This window comes from Streptomyces sp. MspMP-M5 (genome assembly GCF_000373585.1).
Classification (GTDB): domain Bacteria; phylum Actinomycetota; class Actinomycetes; order Streptomycetales; family Streptomycetaceae; genus Streptomyces.
This window is the reverse complement of record NZ_KB891907.1, coordinates 254,366-267,706: the sequence shown is the minus strand read 5'-3', so window position 1 is coordinate 267,706 and position 13,341 is coordinate 254,366. Positions and strand designations below refer to the sequence as shown.

Here is a 13,341-nt window from a genome sequence, read left to right as displayed (position 1 = left end):
GGGCTTCGGGCGGGCGGGACTTCGGACTCACTCATCTAACGGCGGATGCGGGTCATCCCCGGGTCGTAGAGCGGTTCTTGGGCGACGGTCGCGGCGACCTTCTGCCCGAAGTACTCGATGTGGACGGCGGTGCCGGGGACCGCCGCGGCGGCCGGCAGCCAGGCGTAGGCGATGCCCCGGCCGAGGGTGTAGCCATAGGCGGCGGAGGTGACGTAGCCGGCCGGGGCGCCGTCGACGAGGACGGGTTCCTTGCCGAGGACGTTGGCGGCGGGGTCGTCGAGGGTGAGGCAGGTGAGCCTGCGGGCGGCGGTCTCCGCGCCGAGGCCCTCCAGGGCGGCCCGGCCGAGGAAGTCGCCCTTGGCGGGGCGGACGGCGAAGCCGAGGCCGGCCTCGTAGGGGTTGTGCTCGGTGGTCATGTCCTGGCCCCAGGCGCGGTAACCCTTCTCCAGGCGGAGGCTGTTGAAGGCGCTGCGGCCGGCGGCGATCACGCCGAGCTCCCGGCCGGCGTCCCAGAGCGTGTCCCACAGGCGCAGCCCGAGGTCGGCGGTGGTGTAGAGCTCCCAGCCGAGTTCGCCGACGTAGCTCAGCCGCAGGGCGGTGACGGGGACGTGGCCGAGGTAGGTCTGCTTGGCCCGGAAGTAGCCGAACGCCTGGTGTGAGAAGTCGTCGCGGGTCAGCGGCTGGACGAGGTCCCGGGCGAGCGGTCCCCAGACACCGATGCAGCAGGTGCCGGCGGTGAGGTCCCGGACGGCGACGTCCTGCGGGGCGTGCCGCAGCAGCCAGTCGAGGTCGGCCGGGCTGTTGGCGCCGACCTGGAAGCGGTCGGGGGCGAGCCGGGCGACCGTGAGGTCGGAGCGGATGCCACCGGCCTCGTCGAGGAGGAGGGTGTAGGTCACCGCGCCGGGCTTCTTGTTGAGCTGATTGGTCGTCATACGCTGGAGGAAGTCCAGTGCGCCGGGCCCGGTGACCTCCAGGCGGCGCAGCGGGGTCATGTCGTAGAGGGCGACCCGTTGGCGGGTGGCGACGGCCTCGGCGGCGGCGATCGGCGACCAGTAGCGGGCGGACCAGGCGTCGCGTTCGGGGAGTTGGAGCCCTTCGGCGAGCGGGGCGTTGGCCTCGTACCAGTGGGGGCGCTCCCAGCCGCCGGCCTCCAGGAAGTACGCGCCGAGTTCCCGCTGGCGCGGGTAGAAGGGGCTGGTGCGCAGCGGGCGGGGCCGCTCCATGGGCTGGAGGGGGTGGAGGACGTCGTAGACCTCGATGAAGTTCTGGGCGCCGCGCTCCTGTGTGTAGGCGGGTGACCGCTGGGCGTCCTCGAAGCGGGTGAGGTCGCATTCGTGGATGTCGGTGGCGGGCCGGCCGTCGGTCATCCACTCGGCGACGGCCTTGGCGACGCCGGCGGAGTGGGTGACCCAGACCGCCTCGGCGAGCCAGAATCCGCGCAGGGTGCGGGACTCGCCGAGGAGCGGCAGGCCGTCGGGGGTGAAGGAGAAGACCCCGTTGAAGCCCTCGGCGATCCGGGACCGGCCGAGAGCGGGCAGCAGTCCGACGCTGTCGCGCCAGCTGGGGGCGAAGTCCTCCTCGGTGAACGGCAGGGAAGAGGGCATCACCGGGGTCTCGTCGTAGGCGGCGAGGGTGAACGGGTCGACGGGCAGGGGGCGGTGGGCGTAGGAGCCGATGCCGATGCGGTCGTGGTGCTCGCGGAAGTAGAGGTCGCGGTCCTGGAAGCGGAGGATCGGCCGACTCGCCTCCGTGCAGGGGCCGTTGGGGCCGGCGAGTTCGGGCAGCGGTGCGGTGGTGGCGTACTGGTGGGCCAGCGGCAGCAGCGGGACGTCGACGCCGGCCATCGCGCCGATCACCGGTCCCCAGAAGCCGGCGGCGGAGACGACGTGGTCGGCGGGGAAGACACCCCGGTCGGTGACGACGCCGGTGACCCGGCCGGCCGCCCGCTCGATGCCGGTGACGGTGTGCCGCCCCAGGAAGCGGGCGCCGCGGCCTTCGGCGCGAGCCGTCTGGGCGCGGCAGGCGAGCACGGCGCGGGCCAGGCCGTCGTCGGGGGTGTGGAACCCGCCGTACAGCGTGGTCTCGTCGAGCAGCGGCCAGAGCTTCTTGCACTGCTGGGCGTCGAGGAGTTCGCCGCGGACGCCCCAGGAGGCGGCGAGGCCGGCCTTGCGGTGGAGGTCGGCCCAGCGGGCCTTGGTGGTGGCGACCTCCAGGCCGCCGACGGGGTGGAAGCAGGGCAGGCCGTCGACGTCGAGGGAGCCGAACTTCCGGACGGTGTAGGCGGCGAACTCGGTCATGGTCTTGGAGGGGTTCGTCTGGAAGACCAGGCCGGGGGCGTGCGAGGTGGAGCCGCCGGGGGCGGGCAGCGGGCCCTGGTCGAGGACGGTGACCCGGCGCCAGCCGCGGGCGGTGAGTTCGTCGGCGAGCGAGCAGCCGACGATGCCGGCTCCGATGACGACGACCCGGGCTTCGGCGGGGTCGCGCAGCGGGCCGGTCACAGGACCACCACCGAGCGCAGCACCCGGCCGTCCCGCATCTTGTCGAAGGCGGCCTCCACGCCGTCCAGGCCGATGGTCTCGGTGACGAATCCGTCGAGGTCGAGCCGGCCGCTGAGGTAGCGGTCGATGAGGACGGGGAAGTCGCGGCAGGGGAGGCAGTCGCCGTACCAGGAGGGCTTCAGGGCGCCGCCGCGGGAGAAGAGGTCGATCAGCGGCAGCTCGATCCGCATGTCGGGTTCGGGCACCCCGACCTGGACCAGGGTGCCGGCGAGGTCCCGCATGGAGAAGCCCTGGCGGTAGGTCTCGGGGTGGCCGACCGCGTCGATGACCACGTCCGCGCCATGACCGCCGGTCAGTTCCCGGACCGCCTCGACGGGGTCGGTGCGGCGGGAGTTGACGGTGTGGGTGGCGCCGAAGCGGGTGGCGCCGTCCAGTTTGCGTTCGTCGATGTCGACGGCGATGACCCGGCGGGCCCCGGCGATCGAGGCGCCGGCGACGGCGGCGCAGCCGACCCCGCCGCAGCCGATGACGGCGACGGTGTCGCCGCTGCCGACCGCCCCGGTGTGGACGGCAGCGCCGTAGCCGGCCATCACCCCGCAGCCGATCAGGCCTGCCGCCTCGGGCCGGGCCGAGGGATCGACCCTGATCGCCTGCCCGGCCGCGACCAGGGTCTTCTCGGCGAACGCACCGATGCCGAGGGCGGGGGTGAGCGGGGTGCCGTCGAGCAGCGTCATCGGCTGGGCGGCGGTGCGGGAGTCGAAGCAGTACCAGGGGCGGCCGCGCCGGCAGGACCGGCACCGTCCGCAGGGCGCCCGCCAGGCGAGCACCACGAAGTCGCCCGGCGCGAGTTCGGTGACGCCCGCGCCGACGGCCTCGACGATCCCGGCCGCCTCATGACCGAGCAGAACGGGGAAGTCGTCGGTGACGGCGCCCTCGCGGTAGTGCAGATCGGTGTGGCAGACCCCGCTGGCCTGGACGTCGACGAGCACTTCTCCGGGGCCGGGATCCGGCACCACAATCATCTGGGGACCGACGGGAGCGCCCTTCTTCGCCGCGACGACGGCATGGACTTCGTGTGGCATGCCCTACCCCTCAGTGTTGCGCAGTGCACGACTGGTTGCGCGATGAGAGACATAGTGGGAACGGCATATCGGTAGCGTCAAGAGGTACGCGCCGGCGGTTCGCAAACGGCCGGTTACGCATGCGAAGGCACCGCCCGCGGCCCGGCGCACGCCCCCGCGCACACGGCAGCGGGGCCGGGTCGCGCGACCCGGCCCCGCTCCGGAGTGCCGTCATCCGGCGGTCAGCGGGCACCGCGCCCGGACCGCCCGTAAGCCGTCAACAGGCGTACCCCATCCGCCGGGAGAGCTCCTCACCGGCGGCGACAGTGCGCTTGACCACCTCCGGCAGCCGCTCCTCGTCCAGCCGGTAGGCGGGCACGGAGACGCTGATCGCGCCGATGACCGAACCGTCGTGCGCCCGCACCGGCGCGGCGACCGCGCGCAGCCCCAGCTCCAGTTCCTCGACCGCGACCGCGAAGCCCCTCTCGACCACCTCGGCGAGCTGGCCGCGCAGTTCGACCGGGGAGGTCACGGTCCGCTCGGTCAGCCGCGGCAACTTCCGTGCCAGCACGGCCTCCTGGACCGGCCCCGGCTGGTACGCGAGCAGCGCCTTCCCGCTGGAGGTGGCGTGCAGCGGCGTCCGCCGGCCGAGCCAGTTCTGGGCGGTGACCGACGCCGGCCCGCGGGCCTGCATGATGTTGACCGCGGCGTCGCTCTCCATCACCGCGATGTTGACCGTCTCGCCCAGTTCGTCGGCGAGCGTCCGGCAGACCGCCGCGCCCTCCTGCGAGATGTCCAGCCGCACCGCAGCGGCGCCGGCCAGCCGCAACACCCCCGCGCCGAGGTAGTACTTGCCGCGTTCCTGCTCCTGGGCGACCAGCCCGCGGTTCTCCAGCACGCCCAGCAGCCGGAACGCGGTCGACTTGTGCACCCCCAACTCGTCGGCGATCTCGGTCACCCCGGCCTCGCCGAGTCTGGCGAGGATCTCCAGGACGGTCACCGCGCGGTCCACCGACTGCACCGCACTCACCGCGCCTCCGGGCGGTTTTCCCGCCACCGTCCGACGCGGCTCCACGTCCGGCCTGCCTGCCGACTGCTTCTTCGCGTACGCCTCCGCCTTGGCCGTTTTCGTCATAGGTCCGTGTCACCACCCAGCTCGCTGCCACCATCCAGCGGCCCGATCGGGCCGGCATTCCCGGAGACCGCTTGACGCGCCAGGCCCCCAACTGGATTCTGTTGCGCATAACGCTCTGTCGTGCGTATTACGAAACTCGATAGTACCGAACAGTAATAGGGGGGCCCAGTGATTCCCGTCTGCCACCTCGCTGACCTGCCCGCCGGCGAGTCCGTTCGCCTCGACACCGCTCCTCCGATCGCCGTCTTCAACGCCGACGGAGAGCTGTACGCCATCGACGACACCTGCACCCACCAGGACGCCTCACTCGCGGACGGCTGGCTGGAGGGGTGTCTGGTCGAATGCCCGCTGCACGCCGCTTCATTCGATCTCCGCACCGGAGCGCCGGTCTGCCTGCCCGCCCGCCGCCCCGTGCGCACCCACTCCGTCACGGTCGAGGACGGCATGGTCTACGTCCACCTCACGGCCGAGGAAGGGACCGCGGCATGAAGTCGGTCACCGTCATCGGAGCCTCGTTGGCCGGGCTGTACGCCGCGCGCGCCCTGCGTGCCCAGGGCTACGACGGCCGCCTCACGCTCGTCGGCGCGGAGCCGCACCTCCCCTACGACCGCCCGCCGCTCTCCAAGGAGTTCCTCACCGCCCCGGCCACCGCGGACGGCACCGCCGACCCGGCCACCGAAGCCCCGCTCGCCCTCACCGACGCCGAAGAGATCGCCGGACTCGACGCCGAATGGCTGCTGGGCACCCGCGCCACCCGTCTCGACACCCGCCACCGCGCCGTCCACCTCGACACCGGACGCGTCCTGACCACCGACGGCATCGTGCTCGCCACCGGCGCCGCCCCGCGCCGGCTCCCCGGCCCCGCACCGGCCGGCTCGTACACCCTGCGCACCCTCGACGACGCCGGCGCCCTGCGGGCCGGCCTCGCCCGCGGTCCGGCCCGGGTCGTGGTGATCGGCGGCGGCTTCATCGGCGCCGAGGTCGCCGCGTCCTGCAACGCCCTCGGCCACCAGGTCACCGTCGTCGAGGCCGCGCCCCTGCCCCTCATGCCCCAACTGGGCGAGAAAATGGCCGAGTTGTGTGCCCGGCTGCACGGCGACCACGGCGTCGCCCTGCTCACCGGCACCGGCGTCCGGGGACTGCGCGCGGACGGCGACGGCCGGGTCACGGCGGTGGAGCTCGCCGACGGCCGCCTGCTCACCGCCGACATCGTCGTCACCGGCATCGGCGTGCGCCCGGCCACCGACTGGCTGGCAGGCTCCGGCCTGCCGCTCGCCGACGGGGTCCGCTGCGATGCCGGCTGCGCCACCCCGATCCCCGCCATCGTGGCCGCCGGCGATGTCGCCCAGGTGGCCGGCGCCCGCGCCGAGCACTGGACCAGCGCCACCGAACAGGCCGCCACCGCCGTCCACAACCTCCTCGCCGGCCGCACCGTCCGCACCCACCGGGCGCTCCCCTACTTCTGGTCCGACCAGTACGGCGTCCGCATCCAGTTCGCCGGCCACCGCGCGCCCGGCGACCTCCCGCGCATCGTCGAGGGCTCCCCGGACGACCGCAGCTTCCTCGCCCGCTACGAACGCGACGGCCGCACCACCGCCGTCCTCGCCCTCAACCGCCCCCGCCCCTTCCTGCGCCTGCGCCGCGAACTCACCCACCCGTCACCGGCCGCCACCGGCTGACCGCCCCACGGCACCACTTCCGCGCCGGACGGCGCTACCGCCGGCCGCCGTCCTCCACCACCGCGCCCGCGCCCGGCGGCATCCGCTCACGGAGCACCGCCGCCACCGCGTCCGGGTCGTCGGGGGTGAGGAACGGCCGGACACAGCGCCCGAGATCGAGGATGAGCGCGGTGGACTTGGACATCCGCCCGGGATCCAGACTCGCCCAGTACCGCGGGTGCCCGGTGCCCCAGATACGGCCCTGCCCCGTCAGGGCGCCCATCTCCACCCGGCGCACCGAGCGGATCGCGGTGTACGGGATGGTCTTGGTGCCCCACGGGAAGTAGTAGCCGCGGATGCGCAGCGCGTCCGGGGTGCAGGTGATCCAACGGTCCTGGTAGTAGGGGGTCGTCATGGGCCGCCCTCCCTTCGGTGGTGGTCGGCCGACAGTGGTCGGCTTCCTTCCGGATCTGCTCACGGCGAGCATACGGAGCCCGGCCGCGGGCGCGACGGCCCGGGTGGCCGCAGCTGCGGACCTCCCGCCGCCAACGCCACCACACCGCGGGAACTCCGCAGAACCAGCGGAAAATTGGGAGGACCGGCGGAACGCCGAAGGACATAATCGGGGCCATGCCCACCAACGCTCCCGAGCCCAGTCCCGGACGAACCACCCCGCAAGGCCCCTGGTCGGAACCCGGAGTTGTGGTGATCACCGGTATCCAGGCCGCCGGCAAGTCCACGGTGGCGCAGGCCCTCGCCGAGCGCCTGCCCCGGTCGGTGCATCTGCGCGGCGACGGCTTCCGGCGCAACATCATCCGCGGCCAGGTCGGTATGACCCCGGACGCGGGGGCCGAAGCCCTCAACCAGCTGCGGTTGCGCCACCGACTGACAGCCACCTGCGCGGACGAATACGCCGCGGCCGGGTTCACCGTCGTCGTCCAGGACATCCTCCTCGGCGAGCACCTCGCCCAGATGGCCGCCGACATCGCGACCCGCCCGCTCGCCGTGGTCGCCCTGCTGCCCGACCCGGAGACGGTCGCGGCACGCGAGGCGGGCCGGCCCAAGACCGCGTACGGCCCGGACTGGAGCGTACGCGATCTGGACGCACTGCTCCGCTCGGAGACACCCAGGCATCTCGGACTGTGGCTGGACACCTCGCGCCAGACGGTCGAGGAGACCGTGGACGCGATCCTCGACCGGGCGTGGACCGAGGGCGTGGTGACCTGACGGCACTGCGGCCGGACGGCACGGCCGCGCCGGCGGGCGGTACCCCCGTGACCGCCCGCCGAGGCTCCTCGCCGTCACTCCTTCGGCAGATGCCGGGCGAAGAACGACCGCACCCAACTCCGCACCAGCGGCAGGGATTCGGCCGGGCTGATCGGCCCGACCAACGCCCGCCGGTCGGCAACGCTCATCAGCCCGGCGGCCGCCAGCTGCGGGGCCATGGCCGCGTAGTCGGTGAACACCCAGTGCGCGCCCCGGGCGACCTCCCGCTGGCGGACCCGGCCGCCCGAGCGCGCCCGCACCACCGACCAGGAGCGCTCCCGTTCGCCCTTGCCCACGAAGCCCGCGCTGCCGAGCAGCAGCAGCGGCCGGTCCACTCCGTCCCGGGCGACGGGGAACAACTCCCCCGGCCGGCCCGGCTCCGGTCCCGGATGGTCGAGATAGCCCTCCATGTCGACCGCCACGCGGATTCGCCGGTCCTCGTGGAACGCCTGGGCCGCGGCGGTCCCGCCCGCGGAGTGGCCGTAGACACCCACCCGCCGCAGGTCCAGCGCCCGGCCGAGCCCCGGTGGCAGCGCACGGCCGGCCGCGTCCGGATTGCCGCCGGCCGCCAGAACCGCCAACTGCCCGAGGACGAACCGGAGGTCGGCGATCCGGGTCTCGATCACGGTGCGGAAGACATCGGCGTCGCTCCGCGGATCGCCGCGGAACACGGTCGTCCGAACCTTCTCCGGCCGCCCCGGCCGCGTCACCGGGAACTCCACCTCGCTGGTGTCGCCGGGATGATCGAGGGCGACCACCACCGCGCCGTGCCCGGCCAGGTCCTCCGCCAGGCTCGTGCCCAGAGTGCGCGGGTCGCCGCCGCCCGGGGAGTAGAGGAGCACCGGCACGGGGACGTCCCGCGCGGGCACGTCGGTGTGCGCATGCGTCCTGGTGGCCGCCCAGTTCACGCCACTCGCCGGCAGGCGGTGCACGGCGGCGTCGAGCTGTCCGAAGACCGCCGCCGCGGCCTCGGTCATCTGCCGGGCGACCGGGTAGCCGTGCACCGGACGGGCGGGGTAGCGGACGGTGAGCATCAACTCCCGCACCCGGATGCGGGGTTCCCAGGGGTCGGGCCGGTCCGGATCGACGAGATAGAGCGTGGTGACGCCGACCGGGTACGGGCCGCCGGGTGCCGGCAGACGGGGCGTCACCCGGGCCCGTTCCCGCGTCGGCCCGCTACCCCGCCCCCCTGCTTCGTCCCGCTCCCGCGCCTGGGCGGCGCCCGGGCCGCCGACCGCGAGCAGCGACGTGGCCGTCAGCGCCACCGCCGATCTGACCACCGTCCGCCGGTCCACCCCTCCGCCGACACCCGCACCACCCTCCCGCGCCGGTCTCCACGACATCGCTCCCCCTCACTCTCACTCTGCTGCCACGCGCCTCCGCGCGGTCAACTCTTCGCGACCGGGGCCCTCTTGCCTCCCCTGAGGGACGCTGAAGGGCCGTCAACACCTGCCACTCCGGCCGCCGTTCATCCGCACCCTGGCATCACGGCCGGAAGGCGGCGATCCTTTAGGGTCTGACCGAAAGGGTGGCGCCACCGGCGGCGGACAGGGAGACAGGGGGCGGCGGGTGATCCGGATCCACTTCACGGCCGCCGACTTCGCCCGGGTCCGGTTCGCACCCCGACCGGCGCCGCTCCAGGAGCTGAACGTGGCGCTGAGCATGATGTTCCGGCGCGACGCAGCGCCGCTCTTCGGCCGCTGGCGGCAGCGCACGCTGCGCGCCCTGCCGCCGGCCGCCCGGCCTTTCGGGGACCTCGTCCCCGGCCTGCGGGCCCCGAGCTTCCTCGACCAGTTCGGCGACGACCTCGACGAGGCCCTGGAGTCCGTACGGGCCACCCGGCCGGAGCTGGTCCGCGCCGAGATCGAGCGGGTCCACGCGGGGCGGCCGGCGCCGGCCCCGGCCTGGCTCCATGACCTCCACCGGGGCGGCACCGATGCCTGGCAGCTGCTGCGCCGGGCCCAGCGGGCCACCTTCGACGCCGTGCTGCGGCCCGTCTGGCCACTGGTCCAGGACCTGCACCATGCGGAGTTCGCCCGCCATGCCCTGACCGTCGCCGAACACGGCCTGGCCACCGCGCTCGACGGACTCACCGAAGGCGCCCGACTACGGGGAAACTCCTGGCAGTTCACGGGTTCATCAACACCCCACCGCGAGATCGCGCTGCGGGGCCGCGGAGTCGTCCTCGTCCCCACGTTCCACTGGGCGGGCCCGCCACTCCTCGCCGATCCGCCCGGTCGGCCGCTCTACGTGACCTATCCGGCGGGGCCGGGGCTCCCGCTTCCGCCGCCTCCGGCCGGCGGCACCGACGAGGCGCTGGCCGCGGTACTGGGCCGAACCCGGCTGGAGATCCTGCTGCTTCTGGCGGAGGAGCACACCACCGGCGCGCTCGCCCGTCGACTGTGCGTCAGCAACGCCACCGCCTCGACCCACGCCGCGGCACTGCGCGGGGCCGGGCTGCTCACCACGGAGCGGGCCGGCCGGGCGGTACTGCACCGCCGGACCGCGCTCGGGACCCTGCTCGTCGATCGGGGCCGGCCGGCGGGCCCGCACCCGGCGCGTTGGTGACCGTGGACGGCCCGGGGGTGCCGCCGTCCACGGCCACCGGACCCTCAGCGCACGGCCATCACATTGGTGGCCTTCGCCCCGCGCACATCGAAGATGACCTGCTGGCCGACGTCGGTGGTCTGCGTCTCCATCCCGGAGAACGGCAGTCGCTCTCCGCGCTCGTCGGTAATGATGCCCACACAGTCGCTCTTGTTGAACAGCACAATGGTTCCCTGCGGCATCGCTTCCTCCGTGGACGGACAGATCTCGGCGGCGGGCCTCTCCCGCCAACTGCACTGAGGAGGAACGTATGACGCAACGTGCGGCAACTGGGAAGACACCGACGGCCCGTCGGCCACAGATTGACCGAAAGCCAGCCCTCGGAAATTAGCGTTCGCGATGACGCAAATGACCTGCGGGCGGGCCCGGGCCGCAGGAAAGCGGTCCCGGGCCCGCCCCGCTCAGCCGCGGGCGCCCTCGGCTGCCCCGCACCGCTCGTCCTGGTGCCGGCGGACGGCCTCCGCCGCCCAGTCGCACATCGTCAGCCGGGGCAGCATCCCGGCGTCGAACCAGTGCAGCAAGACGCCCTCGGTGAGCGGCAGCGCCGCCGCGTCACCGTTCCAGTGCCCGAGGAACACCTGCACATGCCCGTGCACGGTGCCGTCCGGCCCGGAGCACCGCAGCAGCGCGAACGGCACCAGGTCGGGCACCACCAGCTCGGCCTCCTCGCGCAGTTCGCGGGTGACGGCCTGGTGAGGAGTCTCGCCCGGCTCCGGGGCGCCGCCCGGCAGGGACCAGGTGCCGGGGTTGCAGATCTCCTTGTGCGCGTCCCGGAGGTGGAGGAGGTACTGCCCCTGTTTGTTGACGAGCAGTGCCGCCGTGCCGGTGATGACGGGCCGGTGCGCGGCGGCCTCGGCGTCCGCGGGGGCCGGCGACGGCAGCACGTCCGTGGCGACCGTGACAGTGGCCGTGACCGGCCCGTTCCCGCCGTTCTCGCCGATCTCCTGGATCCCCCCGCTGTCCCCGTCCTTCCCGTCCTCCCCGTTCTCCGCCGCCCGGTGCACCTCCCGCGTGTGCTGGTAGGTCCACAGGTCCCGGAACATCCCCGGCTGCGCGACGAGTTCGGGGAAGGTGCCGTGCTGGACGACCTGCCCCTTGTCCAGGACCAGGATGCGGTCGGCCACCGCCACATTGGTGAGCCGGTGGGTGATCAGGACCACCGCGCGGGTCGCCGCGATCTCCCGCAGGCCGGCGAAGATGCGGTGCTCGCCGAGCGGGTCCAGCGCGGAGGTGGGCTCGTCCAGGACGAGCAGCCCGGCCGGCCGGTGGAACGCCCGGGTGAGGGCGATCCGCTGCCACTGGCCGCCGGAGAGCTCCTGTCCGCCGAGCCAGTCGCGGGCCAGCACGGTGTCCAGGCCGGAGCGTAGTTCGGTGAGCACCTCGTCGGCGCCGGAACGTGCGCAGGCGTCATGGATGTCCGCGTCACCGCCCTCGGTGGACCGGCCCAGGGTGATGTTCTCCCGGGCGGTCAGCGGCCAGCGCGCGTAGTCCTGGGGCACCAGGGCGACCTGCGACCACATGGCGTGCGGATCGAGGTCGCCGGTGGGCACGCCGTCCCAGGTGACCGCTCCGGTCGTCGGCAGGTACAGCCCGCTCAGCAGTCTGGCCAGGGTGGTCTTGCCACTGCCGTTGTAGCCGACGAGGGCGACGACCTCGCCGCGCCGCAGCGTGAACGAGACGCCGCGCAGCGCGTCCCGAGCAGCCTCCTCGTACCGGAAGACGAGATCCTGGACGCGGATCTCGCGCGGGGCCGCCGGGACGACGGTGCCGCGACTCATCCGGAAGCCGCCGGCCTCCGCCAGGAACTCCGACCAGTCGTCCATGTACAGCCCGGTGCGCATGATGCGGGCGCCCCCGGTGACCAGGCCGCGCAACGCGGTGCCGGCCGTCTGCAGCGCGAACACCGCGGTGCCGGCGTGCCCGACGCTCATCCGCCCGGTGGCCAGCAGCCACACCACCGCCGCCCAGACCGCCGCCGAGGCCAGTCCGCCGCAGACCGCGCCGACCGCGGACATCCGGGCGCCGGTGTCGGCCGCGCGCCGGTCGGCGCGGTTGATCCGCTCGGTGATCTGGCGGTAGCGCCCCAGCAGGAAGTCGGCCATGGTGCCGGCCCGGACCTGGTCGGCGGCGTACCGGTCGCAGACGTGCCAGCGCAGAATCGACAGCAGCCGGTAGTCGCCGCCGGCCCGCAGCCGCGCCAGGTACCGCACCCGGGCCGCACCCACCTGGGCCACCGCCTGCGGCAGACTGGCCAGCGTCAGCAGCGGCAGCAGCGCGGGGTGCAGTGCCGTCAGCACACCCGCGCCGGCCGCCAGCGAGGCGACCGAGGCGATCAGGTCCTGCCCCTCCCCCACCAGGTCCTGCGCGGTCTCGGCGCCCCGGTCGGCCGCCTCCTTGCGATGGGTGAAGCCGGGCGCGTCATAGGCCGACAGCTCGACCTCGGTGACCGCCTGCAGCAACCGGAGTTCGGCCTCCCGGGACATCTGCGGCCCCAGTCTCGACGACAGCCAGGCCACCACGATCCCGAGCGCCGCCCGCACCCCGGCGGCGGCCGCCAGCAGGACCACCGACGGCCAGGCCCCGAGCAGCCGGCCGTAGAGGTCCCCGCCGGTCAGCAGCGCCGTGAGGGTCCCGCTGACCGCCAGCAGTCCGAGCGCCTGCATCGCGCCCGAGGCGGCCTGGCAGACCAGCAGCCCCAGAGCCGCCCAGCGGTCGGTGCGCCAGGCCAACGCGAGCGAGCGCCGCACCAGTTGCGGCAGCCGCCGCGCCATGTCCACCAGCCGGATCTGCCGCGCCGCCCGCTCCCGGCTACCGGTCCGGTCGACGTACTGCAACACCTCCCCGTCGACCGTTCCCCCGTCCGTCACCACCCCGGGTTTCTCCTTCCGCACCCGCCCGGAATCCCCAACCAGCCTTCGCAACATCCCTCTTACTCCCTTCCACGATCACCGACTCGCGTTCCTGTCCTCGTGCCTTCGTGTCCTCGTGCCTTCATGTCCTCATGGCCTGGTGCTCTTGCTCACGGCCGGGACGGCCGCCGCCCCGGCGCCCGCGGTGTCAACCACGTACCGCACCCGGGCTGTCCGCCGAGGAGAAATTCGAACGAAACGGGGCCG

The 13,341-nt window shown here is 73.7% G+C and carries 11 protein-coding genes; 4 read left to right on the top strand and 7 right to left on the bottom strand.

Annotated elements, in window-relative coordinates:
* Positions 1 to 35 precede the first annotated feature (35 nt).
* The 3 genes from B073_RS0126035 to B073_RS0126025 all read right to left on the bottom strand — a co-directional run bounded on the left by B073_RS0126035 (position 36) and on the right by B073_RS0126025 (position 4,580).
* Entirely contained in the window at positions 36 to 2,498 is a 2,463-nt protein-coding gene (locus B073_RS0126035; protein ID WP_018541028.1) for a GcvT family protein, read from the bottom strand.
* Positions 2,495 to 3,580: an S-(hydroxymethyl)mycothiol dehydrogenase gene (locus B073_RS0126030; protein ID WP_018541027.1), complete on the bottom strand. Its 1,086-nt coding sequence runs from the start codon at positions 3,578 to 3,580 to the stop codon at positions 2,495 to 2,497. Before B073_RS0126030 ends, B073_RS0126035 begins: the two co-directional genes overlap by 4 nt.
* Before the next feature lie 256 nt (positions 3,581 to 3,836).
* On the bottom strand, positions 3,837 to 4,580 hold the full coding sequence (locus B073_RS0126025; RefSeq protein ID WP_026247739.1) for an IclR family transcriptional regulator: 744 nt from the start codon (positions 4,578 to 4,580) through the stop codon (positions 3,837 to 3,839).
* Between the two features lie 282 nt (positions 4,581 to 4,862).
* Here B073_RS0126025 and B073_RS0126020 point away from each other — a divergent pair, with 282 nt between their 5' ends.
* Entirely contained in the window at positions 4,863 to 5,183 is a 321-nt protein-coding gene (locus B073_RS0126020; protein ID WP_018541025.1) for a bifunctional 3-phenylpropionate/cinnamic acid dioxygenase ferredoxin subunit, read from the top strand.
* Complete coding sequence (locus B073_RS0126015) at positions 5,180 to 6,373, top strand: NAD(P)/FAD-dependent oxidoreductase (protein WP_018541024.1); 1,194 nt, start codon at positions 5,180 to 5,182, stop codon at positions 6,371 to 6,373. Before B073_RS0126020 ends, B073_RS0126015 begins: the two co-directional genes overlap by 4 nt.
* A gap of 34 nt (positions 6,374 to 6,407) precedes the next feature.
* Here the strand turns inward: B073_RS0126015 and B073_RS41195 are convergent, their stop codons facing one another.
* The gene (locus tag B073_RS41195; RefSeq protein WP_018541023.1) at positions 6,408 to 6,767 is read right to left on the bottom strand and encodes a hypothetical protein; all 360 of its coding nucleotides are present in this window, start codon (positions 6,765 to 6,767) and stop codon (positions 6,408 to 6,410) included.
* Positions 6,768 to 6,982: 215 nt separating this feature from the next.
* Between B073_RS41195 and B073_RS0126005 the strand changes: the two genes are divergently transcribed.
* On the top strand, positions 6,983 to 7,579 hold the full coding sequence (locus B073_RS0126005) for an AAA family ATPase (RefSeq protein WP_051094192.1): 597 nt from the start codon (positions 6,983 to 6,985) through the stop codon (positions 7,577 to 7,579).
* A 74-nt stretch (positions 7,580 to 7,653) separates the two neighbouring features.
* On the opposite strand, the gene B073_RS0126000 is transcribed toward B073_RS0126005, so the two are convergent.
* Positions 7,654 to 8,961 carry an alpha/beta hydrolase family protein gene (locus B073_RS0126000; protein ID WP_199788195.1) on the bottom strand — a complete coding sequence of 436 codons (1,308 nt, stop codon included), beginning with the start codon at positions 8,959 to 8,961 and terminating at the stop codon, positions 7,654 to 7,656.
* A gap of 226 nt (positions 8,962 to 9,187) precedes the next feature.
* Here B073_RS0126000 and B073_RS0125995 point away from each other — a divergent pair, with 226 nt between their 5' ends.
* The gene (locus tag B073_RS0125995) at positions 9,188 to 10,186 is read left to right on the top strand and encodes an ArsR/SmtB family transcription factor (protein ID WP_018541020.1); all 999 of its coding nucleotides are present in this window, start codon (positions 9,188 to 9,190) and stop codon (positions 10,184 to 10,186) included.
* A 44-nt stretch (positions 10,187 to 10,230) separates the two neighbouring features.
* Here the strand turns inward: B073_RS0125995 and B073_RS47300 are convergent, their stop codons facing one another.
* Both B073_RS47300 and B073_RS41190 read right to left on the bottom strand, forming a co-directional pair.
* A complete protein-coding gene (locus tag B073_RS47300; protein ID WP_018541019.1) occupies positions 10,231 to 10,407 on the bottom strand; it encodes a hypothetical protein in 177 nt (58 codons plus the stop codon).
* 219 nt (positions 10,408 to 10,626) lie between these two features.
* Positions 10,627 to 13,059: an ATP-binding cassette domain-containing protein gene (locus B073_RS41190; RefSeq protein ID WP_420706462.1), complete on the bottom strand. Its 2,433-nt coding sequence runs from the start codon at positions 13,057 to 13,059 to the stop codon at positions 10,627 to 10,629.
* Positions 13,060 to 13,341 lie beyond the last annotated feature (282 nt).